Genomic DNA, 18,046 nt, shown 5'->3' with positions numbered 1-18,046 from the left:
CATGACGGCCGCGATCCAACGGCGACTGGAGTTTCCAGAGCCCCACAATGCTGAAAAAACCGAACTGCACCCCGAGTTGAATCGCGCCCACGTACGCTTCATCGGCCTGGGTAAAACCTACAACGGCCGGCAAGGCCCGGTCGCGGCTTTGCAGGGCATCGATCTGGCAATTCAGCGCGGCGAAGTGTTCGGCATTATCGGCCGCAGCGGCGCCGGCAAGTCGTCGCTGATCCGCACGATCAATCGTCTGGAACAACCGACCTCAGGACGGGTGTTGATCGATCAGGTCGATATTGGCGGGTTCGATGAAGACCGTCTGGTTGCTTTGCGCCGGCGCATCGGCATGATCTTTCAGCACTTCAATCTGATGTCAGCCAAGACCGTTTGGCAGAACGTTGAATTGCCGCTGAAAGTCGCGGGTGTGCCGAAAGAACAACGCGAGAAAAAGGTCCGCGAACTGCTCGAACTGGTCGGCCTGCAAGCCAAGCACAAGGCCTACCCGGCGCAGCTTTCCGGCGGACAGAAGCAGCGTGTCGGCATCGCTCGCGCGTTGGTGCATGACCCGGATATTTTGCTCTGCGACGAGGCCACATCGGCACTCGACCCGGAGACCACTCAGTCGATCCTCGGCCTGCTGCGCGAAATCAATAAACGCCTGGGCCTGACCATCGTTCTGATCACTCACGAGATGGCAGTGATCCGCGAAATCTGCGACCGCGTTGTCGTGCTTGAGCACGGGCGGGTTGTCGAGCAAGGCCCGGTCTGGGAAGTGTTCGGTAATCCGCAGCACGAGGTCAGCCAGACCTTGCTTGCGCCGCTGCAACACGCGTTACCGGAAGAATTGCAAAGTTGCTTGCACACGCTGCCGCCCTCCTCCAACGCCGCTGTGGTGCTGCGCCTGCAATTCACCGGCAGTGCCAGCGACGAGCCGGATCTGGGCGCACTGTTCGCCGCGCTCGGCGGGCGGGTGAGATTGCTTCAGGGCGGCGTCGAACGGATTCAGGGTCACGCGCTGGGGCAACTGTTGTTGGCTGTCAGCGACTCAGCGTTCAGCGCCGAACAATTGCGCGAGCGCGCCGCACCGTGGGCGCAACGCGTGGAGGTATTGGGTTATGTGGTTTGATCGCTTGCTGCAGGGCTTTATCGATACGTTTCTGATGGTCGGCGTATCTTCGCTGATCGCGCTGCTGGTGGGGATTCCCATGGCGGTGATTCTGGTCACCAGCGACAAGGGCGGGATCTACGAAGCGCCGGTGTTGAACCGTGCCTTGGGCGCGTTCGTGAATCTGTTCCGCTCGATCCCGTTTCTGATTCTGATGGTCGCGCTGATTCCATTTACCCGGTTGATTGTCGGTACCACCTACGGTGTCTGGGCTGCCGTCGTGCCGCTGACGATTGCCGCCACGCCGTTCTTTGCACGGATTGCTGAAGTGAGTTTGCGCGAGGTTGATCATGGTTTGATCGAGGCTGCGCAGGCGATGGGCTGCCGGCGTTGGCATATCGTCTGGCATGTGCTGTTGCCGGAGGCGCTGCCAGGGATTGTCGGCGGTTTCACCATTACGCTGGTGACGATGATCAACTCGTCGGCCATGGCCGGGGCGATTGGCGCGGGTGGGTTGGGGGATATCGCCTATCGCTATGGGTATCAGCGCTTTGACAGCCAGATCATGCTGACGGTGATTGTGTTGCTGGTGGCGTTGGTGGCGGTGATCCAGTTGGGTGGGGACCGGTTGGCGCGGGGGTTGAACAAGCGCTGAGCTCATCCGGAATCATGCCGCGCCTCTGAAACCGCTTTCGCGAGCAGGCTCGCTCCCACATTTGGAATGCGTTCCCCTGTGGGAGCGAGCCTGCTCGCGAATGGCTGCGCAGCAGCCCCGAACTCGATGGCGTATATTCGGCAAATCCCAATTGCCCGCGTATCCCCACCATGAAGCAGACCCCCAACGATCTCGAACAGATCACCACCACCACCCTCGGCCACTACAACTCGGTGGCTGAAGACTTCCGTGAAGGCACCCGCGACCACGATGTCAGCCAGAACATCGATGCGCTGCTGCGGCATATTCAAGGTGTGGCGCCGTTCACGGTTCTGGATTTCGGCTGCGGGCCGGGACGGGATTTGCAGACGTTTACGCGTATGGGGCACATCGCCGTGGGTCTCGACGGTTCCCAAGAGTTTGCGCGAATGGCCCGTGAGGACAGTGGTTGTGAGGTGCTGCAACAGGACTTTCTGAAACTCGATCTGCCGGCTGAACGCTTCGACGGAATCTTCGCCAATGCGGTGCTGTTTCATGTGCCATTGCAGGAATTGCCACGGGTTTTGCAACAGCTGCGCGATACCTTGAAACCGGGCGGTGTGCTGTTCAGCTCTAACCCGCGCGGGGATAACCGCGAGGGCTGGAACGGGCCGCGCTATGGCTCGTATCACGATCTGGAGGCATGGCGCGGGCTGCTTGCCCGCGCCGGATTCGTCGAACTTGAACACTACTTCCGTCCCGCAGGCCTGCCGCGCGAACAGCAGCCGTGGTTGGCCAGCGTCTGGCGCAAAGTCTGAGTCACGGAGTTGCCTGCACCCGGTAGTGGCTGACGGTACCTTCCGGCAGCAGCAGCGTGATGCTCTCGCCGGGCAGGGTCCGGCCGTCCACTTCACGCGGGGCTGGATCGAAGTTGGCCAGCAGCCGAGTGCCGTCTTCAAATGAAGTCTGCTGCACCTGCCGATCCCCGCTCAGCCATTGGAAACCGGTCAACGCCTGCGTCGCCAGGCGCTCATGCAGCGGACGGAAAAATGCATCCTGACGAGCCATCAGCGGCAGTCGCTGCGCCAGCGTTGCCGCACTCAGGTGGTACAGCGGCGGCACGTTGTACAGCAATTGCGTCAGTTCGTTTTCCACCCTTGCGTTGCCTGGTTTAAGGCTGTCGAACAACCAGTGATGGGTGGTGATGAGCGAACCGTGGAACACTGCTTGATAAAGCGGCAAACGGCTGGCCGGGTCAAAGTGTATGCGCCGCAACGGTTCCTTTATTGGCACGGATTTGAAGAACAGGGCCGGTTGCTCCGGCGGAAACCACTTGCCGACAAAATATTCGGAATCCGGGTTTTTACTCATGTCAGCATCGCCCCAACCGATCACCGGTGTCTGCATGCCATGAGCGAACAGTACGCCTTGGGCCGTCGTTGCATTGCCGTCTTCTGAGCCGCTGGGCAATTGCAGCACTTCATTGATCCAGCGCGACGCCGCGACATTGCCTTCGGCGTTCTGTGCCTGTGTCATTGGGGCGTCCGCACGGTAGCTGTCGAACACCATGCCTGTGGCGTAGGCGTCGAGAAACCAGCTGTTGAAACCAGCGGCGACGCTGACCGCTTTGACCCGTTGCTCCAACAAAGGGCGCACGCAACGCGGGTCGGTGTAATGACCCGACTGCTGAAAGCCGCTTTTCATCGTGCGATCTTCCAGCAAGATGGCGCACTCACGGTAAGCCGTGTCACCCAGATGTGCGGTGGTCCAGTCTGGATTCTCATCCCGCCTCAGCGCGGTCTCGTAAGAGTCATACGGTGCAAGCAGATACCCCGCCTGCACGCCCGCGCGAACCGCCTCGGGATGCCAGAGGCCGCCCTCCCAGCCCTCGCCAAGCCCCAACCACAGGCGCGGCAGCCCAGCGTTCTGCAATCGCTCAATCGTATCCAGCGACAAAGTGCTGCCCCATTGCTCGGAATTGGCTGTCACGGCACCCGCGAACTCGCGGGCCAGTTGCCCGCGCAAGGCAACATAACCGTTGGCCAGTGCCTGCATGTCCGGCACCGCGCGGGCTTGCCAGGTTTTGCGCGCCTGAGTGTTCAGCGCGTGATTGAGGCTTCGCAGCAGCACGTCTTGCTGATAACGATCGAGCACCGTTTCGGTGGCCAGCAACTGCAAGTCTTCGCGATCCATGCCTTCGCGCAATGCGCCGGCAAGGCGGCTCGGGCCGCGCAACTTGCCAAGCAACGCCGGCCAGTTACGCACATCCTTTTGCCCCAGCAGATCGTTACCCCACAGGTAGACATGAGTGGCGCCCAACAGCTTTCGCGACGCCGGTGTTTTCTCAAGCTTGCTGCTCAGGCTTTCGTAACGGCCGGTGTCGATCAGCCATTGCCGGTAGCGTTTGGCGCCGGCCAGCGGGTCGGCGTCACCCAAAAACAGGCTGAACGTCAGCGGTGTCGACGGCTTGAGTGAGGTGAATTGGTGGCGCACCGACAAAGCCAGCGAATCGCCTTCAGCGTTGAACTGCAGTTGTTTGTTAAAGGGATTGGTCAGCAACCAGCTGAGGCTGAATCCCTCATGCTCGACACCCCAGATCGGCAGACTCATGTCCTGAGTGGCATTGAGCACCCCTTGACGCACCAGAAACGCCTGCCACACCGGATCGCCGCGCGGCACATAATGCCCCTCGGCCAAGGGCCAGATCAGGCCCTTGCCCATGGCATTGCCGGGCTGGCGCAAGAACTCAAGTTCAGCCGGGGCGCGTGCGGTGATCGAGAACGTCAGGTCGCGTTGATCGAGATCAACGCTGAGTGACCAGGCGCCATCGTTCCATTGCCAGTCGACGCGATTGTCGCGTTGCACCAGGTTGCTGACCCTGTGCGCGGCGACACCCGTCGATGCCTGTACAGTCGCGCCATTGGCCGGGGTGACTCGCACGGCGAGGGTTGCGGGGTCGAGTTGTACGCGCCACAGCGGGTTCACCAAAAGGATGTCGGCCAGCGATGAGGGCGACAGGCACAGGCCGGCCAATAACAGCAGTTGGCGCAGCCAGCAAGTGACAGTCGACATCAGGCGTCCCTCCTCCAAATGGAGGAAGGACGGTAACGCAAGGCATCACAGTTGTAAGTCAGACCTTTCCCAAAGGTGTAACAAACGCACTCAGCGGGTCGATGACGAAGCGTCCTTCTTCGGCTCGCGAATCTTGTACCAGGCCACATACAGCGCCGGCAGGAACAGCAGCGTCAGCAACGTCGCCACCACAATCCCGCCGATCATCGCGTACGCCATCGGCCCCCAGAACACTTCCCGGGCAATCGGGATCATGCCCATGCTCGCCGCTGCCGCGGTCAACAGGATCGGCCGACGCCGATGCTCAGTCGCTTCCACCACCGCATCCCACGGTGCATAGCCCTTCTTCTCGAACTCATCGATCTGCGTCACCAGAATCACCGAGTTACGGATGATGATGCCGATCAGCGCGAGAATTCCCAGAATCGCCACAAAGCCCATCGGCGTACCGGTCGGCACCAGCGCCAGCACCACGCCGATCAGCCCCAGCGGCGCGACACTCGCCACCAGGAACATCTTCTGCACGCTGTGCAACTGGATCATCAGAAAGGTCGCCATCAAAAACAGCATCAACGGCAAGACCTTGGCAATCGGCCCCTGCGCCTTGCCGCTTTCCTCGACCGTACCGCCGGTGGCGACCTTGTAGCCGACCGGCAATTTGTCAGCGAAGGCATCAATCGACGGCTTGAGGATTTTCACCAGATCGGTCGGCTGGATCTCGTCGCGCACCGAAGCCTTGATGGTGATGGTCGGCAAACGGTCGCGACGCCACACCAGCGGCTGTTCCAGCTCATAGCGCACAGTGGCGAACGCCAGTAACGGAATCGATGTGCCGTTGGGCGTAACGATCTGCAGATTCTGCAGGGTTTCCGGCGTACCGCGCTCCGAATTCACCGCCCGGCCGACCACATTGATCAGATAGATGTCGTCGTTGACCTGGGTCAAAGGCGCGCCGCTGACGATGCTGTTCATCAGGTTCGCCACGTCTTCGGAGGACAACCCGAGCTGCCGCGCCTTGTCCTGCGCGATGTCGATGCGCAGGACTTTGCCCGGCTCGTTCCAGTCGTAAATGATCTCGCCGATGTGCGGGTTCTTGTCCAGCTCGGTGGCGAGGTCGATGGCGTGTTTGCGCACTTGATCGATGTCCTTGCCGCTGACCCGGTACTGGATCGGACGCCCCACCGGCGGGCCCATTTCCAGCGCCTGGACGTAACTGCCGATGCCGACGAAGTCTTTGTGCAAGCGCTCGCGCAGACGCTGACTGAGTGCCTCACGGGCCTCGAAGTCTTTGCTGACGATCACCAGTTGCGCGTAGTACGGGTTTTGCAATTGCTGGTCGAGCGGCAGATAGAAACGGATCGCGCCCTGACCGATGTAAGTACTCCAACGCACGATGTCCGGATCCCCTTTGAGCGTCGCTTCGAGCTTGCCGACAGCCTTGCGGGTTTCGTCGATCGAGGCGTTTTGCGGCAGGTTGAGGTCGACGAGAATTTCCGGGCGGTCCGACGCCGGGAAAAACTGGTTCTGTACAAAGCGCATGCAAAAAATCGACAGAACAAACAGCAGTACGGTGATCCCGATCGCCCACCAGCGATTGCGCATCGCCCACAACAGGCCGCCATTGAACGCACGCCCGACGCGGCCAGGCTCGGCTTCATGGGGTTTCACGTTGGCGCTGAGAATGTGCACGCCGATCACCGGAGCGAAGAACACCGCGACAATCCACGACACAATCATGGCCACGGCAATCACCGCAAACAGCGTGTAGGTGTACTCACCGGCGGAACTGGCGTTGAGGCCGATGGGCACGAAACCGGCGACGGTCACCAGTGTACCGGTGAGCATCGGGAATGCCGTCGAGGTGTAGGCGAACGTCGCGGCTTGCTCCTTGGTCTCGCCCATTTCCAGGCGCGTGACCATCATCTCCACGGTGATCATCGCGTCGTCGACGAGCAGGCCGAGAGCGATGATCAGTGCGCCGAGAGAAATCCGCTGCATGGTGATGCCACTGTATTCCATGAACACAAACACCATCGCCAGCACCAGCGGAATCGAGCACGCCACCACCAGGCCGGCGCGCACGCCGAGGCTGATGAAGCTGACCACCAGCACGATGATCACCGCCTCGAACAGGGCACTGGTAAAGCCACCGACCGCTTCTTCCACCACCACCGCCTGATCGGACACGGTGTGCACACCCACGCCAACCGGCAAGTCTGCAGTCAGTTCATCGATGCGCTGGTGCAACGCCTTGCCAAACTCCTGAACGTTGCCGCCCTTCTGCATGGCAATCGCCAGACCGATGGCCGGTTTGCCGTCGAAGCGGAATTCCGGGGTAGCCGGATCGGTGTAACCGCGAGTGATGTCGGCGATGTCAGCCAGGCGATAGAAACGGTCGTTGAGTTTGAGATTGACCTCGGCCAGATCCTTTTCCGAGGCGAACTGCCCCGAAGTGCGCACGGAAATCCGCTCAGGGCCGGCCTCGATCACACCGGCCGGGGTCACGGCGTTCTGCGATTGCAGGCTCTGCACGACCTGACGCTGATCGATACCCAACGCCGCGAGTTTGCGGGTAGAGAAGTTCAGATAAATCACTTCGTCCTGCTGGCCGATCATTTCGATCTTGCCCAGCCCCGGTACATTGCGGATCTCGGCCCGCGCCTGTTCCACGTAATCGCGTAACTGGCGCATGGTCAGGCCATCGGCGGTGAAGGCGTAGACCGAGCCGAACACATCACCGAACTCGTCGTTGAACCCGGGCCCTTGAATACCTTTGGGGAACTGCCCGCGAATGTCGTCGATCTTCTTGCGCACCTGGTACCAGATTTCCGGGATGTCCTTGGCGCTGGTGGTGTCGCGCAGGTACACGTACACCGTCGATTCGCCGGGGCGCGTGTAACTTTTCACGTAGTCGAGGGAGTCGAGTTCTTCGAGTTTTTTCTCGATGCGATCGGTGACCTGCGCAAGGGTTTCCTCCTGGGTCGCGCCCGGCCATTTGGTCTGGATCACCATGGTCTTGATGGTGAACGACGGGTCTTCTTCGCGGCCCAGATTGAAGTACGAGAACACGCCCATCAGCAATGCGACGAACATCAGGTACCAGACGAATGACTGATGCTTGAGGGCCCATTCGGAGAGGTTGAAAGAGCCTTTCATTGACTGTCCTCGTCAAGTTTTACCGATTGTCCGGGTTTGAGGCTGTTGACGCCCGCGCTGACCACGCGCTCGCCATTCTTCACGCCGCCCGCGAGCACTACGCTGCTGTCGGTGCGGCTGATCACGCTGACGTCGCGAGGGCTGACGGTTTTGCTCTGGGTGTCGATGACCCAGATCCGTGGTTTGCCGTCGACCTCCTGCAAAGCGGTAGCCGGCAATTCGATGCGCGGTTTGATCGCCGAACTGAGGGTCACGCTGATCGCCGTGCCGAGGCGGAAACCGTCCGGTGTCTCAGCCAGCGTCAGGCGTGCGCGACGAGTACGCGTGGCGCTTTGCGCCTGCGGTTCGATCTCGCGAAGGGTTGCCGTGGTGTTGATGCTCGGGTCGAGTTGCCCGGCCACCAGAAACACCACGTCGGAGGGAATCTGATCGACCAGGGTGTCCGGCAGATCGATCACCGCTTCCTTGATGTCCGGTTGCGCCAGGGTCACGACCTGCTGGCCCGCCGTCACCACTTGCCCGGCTTCAGCGTTCCACGCGGTGACCACGGCTTTATGGTCGGAACGCAGTTCGGTGTAGCCGAGCTGGTCCTTGCTTTGATTGACCGCCGCCCGTGCCTGGTCCAGCGAGGCCTGGGTGGTTTTCAAGTCCGTGGTGGCAATGTCCAGTTGTGCCTGCGCCCCGACGCCGCGATCGAACAGCGCCTGCTGACGGCGGGCATTGGCCTGGGCATTGATCAGTTGCGCCTGAACCTTGGCCAGGTCGCCCTGGGCCGAACGCAATTGGTTCTGCTGATCAGACGGATCGAGGGTGGCGAGCAGCGTGCCCTTTTGCACTTCGGTTCCGACATCGACGTTGCGGCTGGCGATGCGGCCACCGACGCGGAAACCGGTGTTGCTTTCATAACGCGCCTGGATGCTGCCGGCGAAACGCCCGAGGCTTTCCTCGCTCAGCGCTTGAACCTTGACCGATAACACCGGACGTACCGGCTCCGGAGGGGGCTCGCTTTTCGAGCAGGCCGCCAGCAACACACCCACGGATAACAGCCCCAGACGCTTCATGGCTGTGCTCCCGGTTGCAGATCCTTGTAGGTGTTTTCAGCGATTTCGACTTTCATGCCGGGATGCAACAACTGCCCACCGGCGACGATGACTTTTTCCCCGCCCTTGAGGCCTTCGCTGATGATGACCTTGCCGATCAGGTAGCGGCCGACGGTCACGTTGTGCAACTGCGCTTCACCTTTATCGTCGACCATCCACACCGCCGGATCACTGATGTTTTTGGTCAGCGCCGACCATGGCAATTCGACTGCCGACTTGCCGCTGCCCTTGGCCGTGGCGCTGACCACCGAGCCCAGCTGCATCCCTTGTGGCAAGCTGTCGAGGCTGACTTTGACTTGCACCGTGCCGGACTGCGCCGACACCGCCGGGGTGATTTCACGCACCGTACCGGTGGTTTTGATGGCAGGGTTATCGAGCAGGCTGACGACGATCGAGGGATCCGCAGGACGCTCGGCCAGCAGCGATTCGTAGACGTTGAACACCGCGTCACGGTCGCCGTCGCGGGCCAGCGAAAAAATCGGCGCAGTGGCCTGCACGACCTGGCCGACTTCGGCCTGACGCTCGGTGATCACCCCCGGTGCATCAGCGATCAGTGCGGTGTAGCTCAACTGGTCCTTCGCATTAGCCAATTGCGCCTGCGCCGCACTCAAGGCGCTCTGGCTGCTGCGCAGCGCCGCTTGGGCGGAATCGTATTCGCTCTGGCTGGTGTAGCCCTTGGGCAGGAGTTTTTGCTGGCGTACGAACGCCGCGGCACTCTGTTTCACCCGGGCTTGTTCGGCGACTACCTGAGCCTGGGCGGAGTCGACGTTGGTCTGCAAATCCTTGGGATCGAGTTTGGCCAGCACCTGTTTGGCGGTGACCCGGTCGCCGACGTCGACCATGCGCTGGATGATCTTGCCGCCGACGCGGAACGACAATTCAGTCTGCACGCGCGCCTGCACGTCACCGGTCAATGTCACCGAAGCCGCGTAATCCGTGGGTTTGACCTCTTGTACAAAGACCCGTGGCAGGTATTCCTCAGGGGCTTTTTTCTCGCCGCATGCGGTCACCAAGGTGAACAGACTCAGCATGACCGCTGTTTTCAAACCGGGACTCGCCATGCAGACTCCTTCCTGTGTACGAACGTGCAAGTGACGATACGACTGTGAGCTTAGAACAGGGTTCAACGTTCGCCCGTTCGTCCCTCATATTTCCTCTAGGAGCTGCCGGAGGCTGCGATCTTTTGATCTTTTAAAAACAACATCAAAAGATCGCAGCCTTCGGCAGCTCCTACAATAGGCGCCTGAAGAGAAGGAATTCCATGCTCAATACTCTCGCGGTGGCCAATTACCGTTCGATCAACAAACTGGTGATCCCGCTCGGCCGCCTGAACCTGATCACCGGCCCCAACGGCAGCGGCAAGTCCAATCTCTACCGAGCCTTGCGCCTGTTGGCGGAAACCGCTCAGGGCGGGGTGGTCAATGCGCTGGCCCGTGAGGGTGGACTGGAGTCGACCTTCTGGGCCGGGCCGGAAACCATCAGCCGGCGTATGCGCAACGGCGAAGTGCCCATTCAGTCGACGGTGCGTCAGGGTGTGAAGCGACTGCGCCTGGGGTTCGCCGGGGAAGACTTCAGTTATTCGATCAGCCTCGGGCTGCCCGACTCCAACGGGCACTTCATGTTGCCCGAACATTCACGGCCGATACCCTCGCGCTTCAGCCTTGACCCGCAGATCAAGCGCGAGTGCATCTGGGCCGGCGCGCTTTACCGTCCCGCCAGCCTGCTGGTGGATCGTGACGGGCCGATGATCCGCGCACGTACCGAGCGCCAATGGGATGTACTGGCGCAACACACGCCGAACTTTGACAGTCTGTTCGATCAGGTCGGCAGCCTGCGCAGCTCACCGGAAGTGTTCCAGATGCGTGAGTTCATTCGTCGCTGGCGCTTTTACGATCACTTTCGCAGCGATGCCGATGCACCGGTGCGCCAGCCGCAATTGGGCACACGCACGCCGGTGCTGCATCACGACGGCCGGGATCTGGCGGCGGCGTTGCAGACCATCATCGAGATTGGTGATGGCGACGCCATGCGTGCGGCGATTACCGATGCGTTTCCTGGCGCACGGGTGCATATCGAAGCGCAGGCCGGTGGACGGTTTGCCATCGAGTTTTATCAGGAAGGTTTGTTGCGGCCATTGTCGGCGGCGGAATTGTCGGACGGAACGCTGCGCTATCTGCTGCTGGTCGCCGCACTACTGACGCCGAGACCGCCGACGCTGATGGTATTGAACGAACCGGAAACCAGTTTGCACCCGGATCTGTTGCCAGCGCTGGCGCGGCTGATCATTCGCGCGTCGGAGCAGTGTCAGGTGTGGGTGGTGTCCCATGCGCGGCGGTTGATTTCGGCGTTGCAGGAAGACCCTGAGTGCAATTGCATCGTGCTGGAGAAAACCCTGGGGCAGACCGGGATTGTCGGGCAGCGGGTGCTGGATGAGCCGGCGTGGCATTGGCCGGATTGAGTGATTCAGGCAAAAGCCCCTCACCCTAACCCTCTCCCAGAGGGAGAGGGGACTGACCGAGTTGTTCTTTCTAGTTACGCCGACATGTAAGTCTCGAGTTGAACGCAGGTTTTTGAAAAGCCCAGAGATCGGCTCCCTCTCTACAGGGAGAGGGCCTGACCGCGGATGTTCGGGAATTACGCCGACCTGAAAATGCTGTTGTGAATCCATAATCGACTCGGCTTTCAGGTCGATGTCTAATGCAGGACACCTCGGTCGGCTCCCTCTCCCTCGGGAGAGGGCTGGGGTGAGGGGCAGGCCTCACCACAGACTCAGCGGGCAATCACCCCCGCCACTTGCCACCCTCGACAATCACGCTCTCAGGCTTGGTGTCATCGCTCAGCTCTTTACGCACATATTGGTCGTACAGCTTGAGCAGATACTTCTCCTCACCCAGCTTGCTCAGCTCAGTATTCACCCAGTCACGCAACTCGATATTGCCCTTCTTCACCGCCGGCGCAATCGGCGCTTCTGCACCCAATTTGTCATCCAGCACACGATAACCCGGGTTCTGCTTGGCCCAGCTGAACAACACCAGATTGTCCTGTGCATAAGCATCGCCTCGACCATTGGCCAGGGCCTGCAGCGACTCGGAGTTTTTCTCGAACTTCAGCAGTTTCCAGTCAGGGTGATTCTTGGTCAGCCAGATATCGGCAGTGGTGCCGGTGGTGACGATGGTGGTGCGGGACGCCAGGTCATCAAGGTTTTTCACCGAGCTGCTCTGCGGCACCAGCGCCTGCACCGCAACCTTGAGGTTCGGGTTGGTGAATTCCACCGCTTCCTTGCGCTCCGGGGTTACGGTCATGTTGGCGAGGATCAGGTCGACCTTGTCGCTTTGCAGGAATGGAATACGGCTCGCCGGCTCGACTGCAACGAACTCGACCTTGTTTTCATCGCCGAGCAGATCCTTGGCGAAACGACGGCCGATGTCGGTATCGAAGCCGACGTAGCGCCCGGCCTCATCGACAAAACCGAATGGCGGCTTGTCGGTAAAGACGCCAACGATCAGTTTGTCGCGAGCCTTGATCTTGTCCAGGTAACCGGCCGGCGCGGAGCTTTCGCTGGCAACCTTCGGCTTTGGCGCTTCTTCGGTTTTGCTGCAACCGGCAAGTAAGGCGAGGCTCAGTAGGGGCAGTAAAAAAGCGGCAGTTTTCATAACAGTTCCAGTTCCTTTGTCGGATTCGTTTTTGGCAGTGTTGCCACGAAGGAGAACTTCTCCAGAAACTGCTGCGCGCGTGCGGTTTGCGGGTTCGTAAAGAAAATCTCGGGCGGGTTCTGTTCAAGGATGCGCCCGGCATCCATGAACACGATGCGGTCGGCCACCGCGCGGGCGAAGGCCATTTCATGGGTGACGATCAACAGGGTCATGCCTTCGCGGGCCAGGCCCTGAATGACCTGCAAAACTTCCTTGACCATTTCCGGGTCGAGGGCAGCGGTGACTTCGTCGAAGAGCATTACGCGCGGGTTCATGCACAGCGAACGGACAATGGCGATGCGTTGCTGCTGGCCGCCGGAGAGCTGACGCGGGAAAGCATCGCGCTTGTCCGCTAGGCCCACGCGTTCGAGCAGCGCTTCGGCTTGCTGCTGCGCCTCGCGGCGCTGGCGCTTCTGCACCTTGTGCGGGCCGAGCAGCAGATTGTCGAGCACGCTCATGTGCGGGAACAGGTGATAACTCTGGAACACCATGCCGATCTGCTGACGGATCTCGCGCCAGTCAGTGGACTTGCCCAGCAGCTCGCGGCCGACAAATTTCAGGCTGCCGCTGTGAGCCTCTTCCAGACCGTTGAGGCAACGCAGCAAGGTGCTTTTGCCGCAGCCGCTGGGGCCGAGGATGACGATCACTTCGCCGCTCTGCACCTGCAGATCGATGCCGTTAAGCACCTGCTGCTCGCCATAGAATTTGTTGAAGCCGTGAAACTCGATCAATGCGCTCATGCTTGCGTCCAGCGCCGCTCCAGCACGCGCGAGGCGGCTGACAGCGGGTAGCAGATGAAAAAGAAAAACAGGAACAAGGCGCCGTAGATCAGCACCGATTCGTAAGTGCGCTCGATGATCTGCTGGCCGACCTTGATCACGTCAACCACACCGATCAACACCGCCAGCGAGCTGGTCTTGATGATCCGCGTGTAGACGTTGATGGTCGGCGGCGTCATGCGCTTCAGTGCTTGCGGCAGCAGCACATAGCCATAAAGTTGTGCGGCGTTCAGACCGATCGACAGCCCCGCTTCGCGTTGCCCGCGCGGTAACGAATGCAGCGCACCGCGCGCCACTTCGCCGACCTCGCTGGCGCCCCACAGCGACAGCACCAGCACCGCGCACCAGAAACTCGGAATGCTCAGACCAAAGAAAATCGGCAGACCGAAGAACAACAGATACAGCCAGACCAGCACCGGGATCGCCCGGAACAGCTCCAGATAGACCCGCAAAATCGCGTTCAGCCATGTCACGTTGAGCGTGCGCAACACGCCGTAGAGCACGCCACCGACGGTGCTGATGGCGATGCTCAGAAACGAGATCGACAAGGTTTGTCCGGCGCCCTTGGCCAATTGCGGCAACGACACCCAGAGCAACTCAAGACCCGAACTGGCCATGCTGGAGCCTCCTTTCCAGACGGCTGAGCAACAGCGACAGCGGCAAGAACAGCAGCACGCAGATCAGCGTCAGCACGGCGAGCATTTCGTAGGTTTTGTAATAGAGCGCGATGTAGCTCTTGGTGGTGTAGAGGATTTCCGGCACCGCCACCGCCGAGACCACGGTGGTTTCCTTGAGCAGGAAAATGAAATTGGCGAACAGCGACGGCAGGCTGAGAATCCCCGCTTGCGGCAGGATCACGTAGCGCAGCAACTGACCGTGGGACAGGCCGATCGAGCGCCCTGATTCCAGTTGCGCCTGCGGCACCGCATCGACGCCCGCACGCAATACTTCGGTGAGATAGGCGCCACCGAGAAAGGTCATGGTGATAATCGCGGCGGTGAAGCCGGAGACTTTGATCCCCAGCGCCGGCAAGGCGAAGTAAACGAAGAACAACTGGATCAACAGCGGTGTGTTACGCGCCAGCTCCACATACAGGCCGACCAGTTTTTGCAGGTATGGCGTGCGGAACACCAGAATCGTCGAGTTGAGCAGCGCCACCAACAGCGAGGTGCCGATGGCGATGAATCCGACCTGCAGCGTCACGCCCACGGCTTTGAGAAACGCCGGCAGGGTGCTGAGGATAAATGCGTAATCAAAGGTCATGAAACGTCCTGGACGCCGCTCGGTAAGCGACGGTGGTGCACTCCATGGACAGCGGGTGGCTGTCCGGCAGACACCGACTTTATAGATATAAAAACAAGAATTTAAATACCGTTAAAGCATATTGATATCACCCAAAAAACTATCTTGTGGGTTTGCCGGGAAGGAATAAGAAGGCTATTTTTCTTTGCGCTGTAGGACGGATCTTTTTTTCACGAAAGCCCTCCAAGGACGAACAGCTTTTGGCCAGACTCACCCGGCCAAACTCATAACAAGGAAGAGAACATGGACGTAAAAGTGCCGCAGCGACTGGATCCGCAGGAGATTGTGAAATTGTTGGTGGCGTTGAGGCGGGCGTTGAAGGCTCAGGTTGCCTGAAGCCTGTACCGATCGTTCCCACGCTCCGCGTGGGCATGCAGCCCGGGACGCTCCGCGTCCCTGCCAAAAGCGGACGCGGAGCGTCCATTGAGGCATTCCCACGCAGAGCGTGGGAACGATCAAAATCACCGGCCGAAAAATTGCGTACATACAAAAACGCCGATGACCATCGCTGGCCATCGGCGTTTTCACACCTTGAAGGGGGTGGTTCCAGCGTCAGATCAGAACGCCGGCAGTACCGCGCCGTTGTACTTCTTCTCGATGAACGCTTTGACTTCCGGGCTGGTCAGGGCTTTGGCCAGTTTCTGGATCGCGTCGCTGTTCTTGTTGTCCTCACGGGCCACCAGGAAGTTCACGTATGGCGAGTCAGCGCCTTCAATCACCAGCGCATCTTTCTGCGGGTTCAGCTTGGCTTCGAGGGCGTAGTTGGTGTTGATCATGTCCAGATCAACTTCCTTCAGAACGCGTGGCAGCAGGGCCGATTCCAGTTCCTTGAACTTGAAATTGTGCGGGTTCTTGGCGATGTCTTTCGGCGTTGCCAGCGCGTTTTTCGGGTCTTTCAATTCGATCAGGCCAGCCTTCTGCAGCAGGATCAGCGCACGACCGCTGTTGCTGCCTTCGTTCGGGATGGCGATGGTCGCGCCGTCCGGCAGTTCAGCCAGGGTCTTGTACTTGCTCGAGTAACCACCGAACGGTTCAACGTGCACGCCCTGCACTGTCACCAGGTACTTGGACTTGTCGTCCTTGTATTTACCCTGGTTGAAGCTGTTCAGATACGGCAGGGTCTGGAAGTAGTTGGCGTCCAGACGCTTCTCGCCAACCTGTACGTTCGGCTGAACGTAGTCGGTGAACACTTTGATTTCCAGATCCACGCCTTCTTTGGCCAGGGTCGGTTTGATCAGTTCAAGGATTTCAGCGTGCGGCACCGGGGTCGCAGCAACCACCAGTTTCTCGCCGGCATTGGCCAGGGAAGCAGTCAGAGCAGCCGCCAATGCGGTAAACAACAGAACCTTTTTCATGCAGTGTCCTTATCGAAAATCACGGTCGTCATCGACGACGGCATTAATACGTGTGCCAGTGAAGTGATATCGCTGGCGTGGGTCGGACAATACCGGGATTTTTTATTCCCGGACAATAACGTTTATTCAGCTTCATATTCCATTTTGTTCATGTTGAACGAAACGGTTACAAACCCTCACTCAAACGAATCAGCAAATCTTTCAAGGCCTTACGCTCATCGACGCTACCGCCGATGTTGATTTGTGCAACCAGCCGTTCGATCTGAAGCTGCGGCCCAGACACCTCGGGCAGATTCAGGTGCTCCGGGAGAATCTCGTCGCCGGTGCTCACCAGCAAGGCAAAGTGAATGACGTTTTCCAGCTCGCGGGTGTTGCCCGGCCAACTGTGTTGTTCGAGCACATGCTGCGCCGCTTCGCTGATCAATGGCACCGGCAAGTCCAGACGCTGGCTATAGATGCCAAGGAAATACTCGGCCAGCGAAAGAATGTCGCCGATGCGCGCGCGCAAGGCGGGCAACTCCAGTTGCCCTTCGCTCAAATAGTGATAAAGGCGCTCATGAAATTTTCCGGCGTCCACCGCTTGCGCCAGATCGATGCTGGTCGCCGCGACCAGGCGCACATCCACCGGGCTCGGCTGATGCGCTCCGACACGGGTGACTTCGTGGTTTTCCAGCGCTGCCAGTAGTTTGATCTGGATCGGCAGCGGCAAGTCGCCGATTTCATCCAGGTACAAGGTGCCGCCATTGGCCGAACCGAACCAGCCCGCGCGACTGCTCGCCGAACCGCTGTAGGTGCCGGCGGCATAGCCAAACAGTTCTGCATCGGCGTAGGTCGGGCTGATGGCGCCGCAATTGACAGAGACGAACAGACCACTACGATCGCTGGCGCGATGGATGTGCCGGGCGAGTAGCTCCTTGCCGGTACCGGTCTCGCCACGTATCAACACCGAGACCGATCGTGGCGCCAATTGCTCAAGCTCTTCGCGCAACTGACGCGAGCGCGGATCGACAAACACCAGCGCTTTGGCGCGAATGCTCAGGGGGCTTTTTTCTGCATCGGGAAAGGTCAGCAACGGCTGACCGAAAGTTTCGAAACTCATGGCAGACTCCCGCCCAAAACCGCCGGGAGACGGGGGCGTTGAAAGAAATAAAATCAGGCGCGGCGGCGGGCGTGGTGTTCCAAGCGGTTTTGCAGGCGATAGAGATAGGCAAAACCCTGCTCCCAACGCTGATGCCCGGACTTGACGTTGATGTGTCCGGCGCCAGCAAGAATCCCCGCTTCGGCGCCCCAGTTGCGCGCCAGTTCAAGCGCTCGCGGTGCACTGACGGCAGCATCGTTATCGGAGCTGACCACCTGGCTCGGGAACGGCAGCAGTTCCGTCGGAATCGGTGCGAAGTTGCGCAGCGCCGGCGCGCAGGCCGGACGCTCGACGTCCGCTGGCGCGACCAGCAAGGCACCGCGTACCTGACGCAGGTATTGCAGCGGCGCCGTGGCTGCCCAATGGGCAACGGTGATGCAGCCGAGGCTGTGGGCGATAAGAATGACCGGCGTGCTGTCGGCTGCAATCGCCTCGGCCAGTGCCGCCACCCAGTCTTCACGACGCGGCGTCAGCCAATCGGCCTGCTCGACCCGCGCGCTGTTCGGCAGGCTGTTTTGCCAGTGGCTTTGCCAATGATCTTCTGGCGATCCTTGCCAGCCCGGCACAATCAGGTAGCGGATTGATTCGTTGCGCATGGGGAGCTCTCCTGCGTCGTGTCTGTTCCTGGACGAGTATAGGGAGGGGATTTATATTCGTTAAGGAATAAGAAGCTATTTATTAAGACCTGAATTGAATATGCGATGTGTGCATGGCAT

The 18,046-nt window shown here is 59.9% G+C and carries 15 protein-coding genes; 4 read left to right on the top strand and 11 right to left on the bottom strand.

The window, feature by feature from the left end:
• Position 1 precedes the first annotated feature (1 nt).
• From AC3IUF_RS01160 to AC3IUF_RS01150, 3 genes are all read left to right on the top strand, one after another.
• A complete protein-coding gene (locus AC3IUF_RS01160) occupies positions 2–1,123 on the top strand; it encodes a methionine ABC transporter ATP-binding protein (RefSeq protein WP_489280140.1) in 1,122 nt (373 codons plus the stop codon).
• Positions 1,113–1,757, top strand: a complete 645-nt coding sequence (locus tag AC3IUF_RS01155; RefSeq protein ID WP_034151854.1) for a methionine ABC transporter permease — start codon at positions 1,113–1,115, stop codon at positions 1,755–1,757. Before AC3IUF_RS01160 ends, AC3IUF_RS01155 begins: the two co-directional genes overlap by 11 nt.
• 170 nt (positions 1,758–1,927) lie before the next feature.
• Complete coding sequence (locus AC3IUF_RS01150; protein WP_095113921.1) at positions 1,928–2,554, top strand: class I SAM-dependent methyltransferase; 627 nt, start codon at positions 1,928–1,930, stop codon at positions 2,552–2,554.
• A gap of 1 nt (position 2,555) precedes the next feature.
• On the opposite strand, the gene AC3IUF_RS01145 is transcribed toward AC3IUF_RS01150, so the two are convergent.
• The 4 genes from AC3IUF_RS01145 to AC3IUF_RS01130 all read right to left on the bottom strand — a co-directional run bounded on the left by AC3IUF_RS01145 (position 2,556) and on the right by AC3IUF_RS01130 (position 10,125).
• Entirely contained in the window at positions 2,556–4,808 is a 2,253-nt protein-coding gene (locus AC3IUF_RS01145; protein ID WP_489280139.1) for a glycoside hydrolase, read from the bottom strand.
• Positions 4,809–4,898: 90 nt separating this feature from the next.
• Positions 4,899–7,964 (bottom strand): efflux RND transporter permease subunit, encoded by a 3,066-nt coding sequence (locus AC3IUF_RS01140; RefSeq protein WP_489280138.1) that lies wholly within the window; start codon positions 7,962–7,964, stop codon positions 4,899–4,901.
• Positions 7,961–9,025 (bottom strand): efflux RND transporter periplasmic adaptor subunit, encoded by a 1,065-nt coding sequence (locus AC3IUF_RS01135; RefSeq protein ID WP_095113919.1) that lies wholly within the window; start codon positions 9,023–9,025, stop codon positions 7,961–7,963. Before AC3IUF_RS01135 ends, AC3IUF_RS01140 begins: the two co-directional genes overlap by 4 nt.
• Positions 9,022–10,125 carry an efflux RND transporter periplasmic adaptor subunit gene (locus AC3IUF_RS01130; protein WP_007918719.1) on the bottom strand — a complete coding sequence of 368 codons (1,104 nt, stop codon included), beginning with the start codon at positions 10,123–10,125 and terminating at the stop codon, positions 9,022–9,024. The genes AC3IUF_RS01135 and AC3IUF_RS01130 overlap by 4 nt, the downstream gene beginning before the upstream one ends.
• A gap of 200 nt (positions 10,126–10,325) precedes the next feature.
• Here AC3IUF_RS01130 and AC3IUF_RS01125 point away from each other — a divergent pair, with 200 nt between their 5' ends.
• Complete coding sequence (locus tag AC3IUF_RS01125; RefSeq protein WP_489280136.1) at positions 10,326–11,522, top strand: AAA family ATPase; 1,197 nt, start codon at positions 10,326–10,328, stop codon at positions 11,520–11,522.
• A gap of 322 nt (positions 11,523–11,844) precedes the next feature.
• On the opposite strand, the gene AC3IUF_RS01120 is transcribed toward AC3IUF_RS01125, so the two are convergent.
• The 7 genes from AC3IUF_RS01120 to AC3IUF_RS01090 all read right to left on the bottom strand — a co-directional run bounded on the left by AC3IUF_RS01120 (position 11,845) and on the right by AC3IUF_RS01090 (position 17,926).
• Positions 11,845–12,717 (bottom strand): transporter substrate-binding domain-containing protein, encoded by an 873-nt coding sequence (locus AC3IUF_RS01120; RefSeq protein WP_489280135.1) that lies wholly within the window; start codon positions 12,715–12,717, stop codon positions 11,845–11,847.
• Positions 12,714–13,496, bottom strand: coding sequence for an amino acid ABC transporter ATP-binding protein (locus AC3IUF_RS01115; RefSeq protein ID WP_489280134.1), 783 nt, complete (start codon positions 13,494–13,496; stop codon positions 12,714–12,716). Before AC3IUF_RS01115 ends, AC3IUF_RS01120 begins: the two co-directional genes overlap by 4 nt.
• Positions 13,493–14,152: an amino acid ABC transporter permease gene (locus AC3IUF_RS01110; protein ID WP_007918714.1), complete on the bottom strand. Its 660-nt coding sequence runs from the start codon at positions 14,150–14,152 to the stop codon at positions 13,493–13,495. The genes AC3IUF_RS01115 and AC3IUF_RS01110 overlap by 4 nt, the downstream gene beginning before the upstream one ends.
• On the bottom strand, positions 14,133–14,798 hold the full coding sequence (locus AC3IUF_RS01105; protein WP_463543950.1) for an amino acid ABC transporter permease: 666 nt from the start codon (positions 14,796–14,798) through the stop codon (positions 14,133–14,135). The genes AC3IUF_RS01110 and AC3IUF_RS01105 overlap by 20 nt, the downstream gene beginning before the upstream one ends.
• A gap of 596 nt (positions 14,799–15,394) precedes the next feature.
• Positions 15,395–16,192: a MetQ/NlpA family ABC transporter substrate-binding protein gene (locus AC3IUF_RS01100; protein WP_007918708.1), complete on the bottom strand. Its 798-nt coding sequence runs from the start codon at positions 16,190–16,192 to the stop codon at positions 15,395–15,397.
• A gap of 166 nt (positions 16,193–16,358) precedes the next feature.
• Positions 16,359–17,291, bottom strand: a complete 933-nt coding sequence (locus AC3IUF_RS01095; protein ID WP_007950263.1) for a sigma 54-interacting transcriptional regulator — start codon at positions 17,289–17,291, stop codon at positions 16,359–16,361.
• 53 nt (positions 17,292–17,344) lie between these two features.
• Positions 17,345–17,926, bottom strand: a complete 582-nt coding sequence (locus AC3IUF_RS01090) for an alpha/beta hydrolase (RefSeq protein WP_489280131.1) — start codon at positions 17,924–17,926, stop codon at positions 17,345–17,347.
• Between the last annotated feature and the right edge of the window lie 120 nt (positions 17,927–18,046).

The organism is Pseudomonas sp. KH_040 (assembly GCF_057839305.1).
The sequence above is the reverse complement of the archived record's forward strand: the minus strand, read 5'-3'. Positions and strand labels throughout refer to the sequence as shown.

What these genes read in the sequence shown, in the direction of transcription:
- AC3IUF_RS01160 (WP_489280140.1), top strand. Translation starts at nt 2, where the DNA reads ATGACGGCCGCGATCCAACGGCGACTGGAGTTTCCAGAGCCCCACAAT.
- AC3IUF_RS01155 (WP_034151854.1), top strand. Translation starts at nt 1,113, where the DNA reads ATGTGGTTTGATCGCTTGCTGCAGGGCTTTATCGATACGTTTCTGATG.
- AC3IUF_RS01150 (WP_095113921.1), top strand. Translation starts at nt 1,928, where the DNA reads ATGAAGCAGACCCCCAACGATCTCGAACAGATCACCACCACCACCCTC.
- AC3IUF_RS01145 (WP_489280139.1), bottom strand. Translation starts at nt 4,808, where the DNA reads ATGTCGACTGTCACTTGCTGGCTGCGCCAACTGCTGTTATTGGCCGGC.
- AC3IUF_RS01140 (WP_489280138.1), bottom strand. Translation starts at nt 7,964, where the DNA reads ATGAAAGGCTCTTTCAACCTCTCCGAATGGGCCCTCAAGCATCAGTCA.
- AC3IUF_RS01135 (WP_095113919.1), bottom strand. Translation starts at nt 9,025, where the DNA reads ATGAAGCGTCTGGGGCTGTTATCCGTGGGTGTGTTGCTGGCGGCCTGC.
- AC3IUF_RS01130 (WP_007918719.1), bottom strand. Translation starts at nt 10,125, where the DNA reads ATGGCGAGTCCCGGTTTGAAAACAGCGGTCATGCTGAGTCTGTTCACC.
- AC3IUF_RS01125 (WP_489280136.1), top strand. Translation starts at nt 10,326, where the DNA reads ATGCTCAATACTCTCGCGGTGGCCAATTACCGTTCGATCAACAAACTG.
- AC3IUF_RS01120 (WP_489280135.1), bottom strand. Translation starts at nt 12,717, where the DNA reads ATGAAAACTGCCGCTTTTTTACTGCCCCTACTGAGCCTCGCCTTACTT.
- AC3IUF_RS01115 (WP_489280134.1), bottom strand. Translation starts at nt 13,496, where the DNA reads ATGAGCGCATTGATCGAGTTTCACGGCTTCAACAAATTCTATGGCGAG.
- AC3IUF_RS01110 (WP_007918714.1), bottom strand. Translation starts at nt 14,152, where the DNA reads ATGGCCAGTTCGGGTCTTGAGTTGCTCTGGGTGTCGTTGCCGCAATTG.
- AC3IUF_RS01105 (WP_463543950.1), bottom strand. Translation starts at nt 14,798, where the DNA reads ATGACCTTTGATTACGCATTTATCCTCAGCACCCTGCCGGCGTTTCTC.
- AC3IUF_RS01100 (WP_007918708.1), bottom strand. Translation starts at nt 16,192, where the DNA reads ATGAAAAAGGTTCTGTTGTTTACCGCATTGGCGGCTGCTCTGACTGCT.
- AC3IUF_RS01095 (WP_007950263.1), bottom strand. Translation starts at nt 17,291, where the DNA reads ATGAGTTTCGAAACTTTCGGTCAGCCGTTGCTGACCTTTCCCGATGCA.
- AC3IUF_RS01090 (WP_489280131.1), bottom strand. Translation starts at nt 17,926, where the DNA reads ATGCGCAACGAATCAATCCGCTACCTGATTGTGCCGGGCTGGCAAGGA.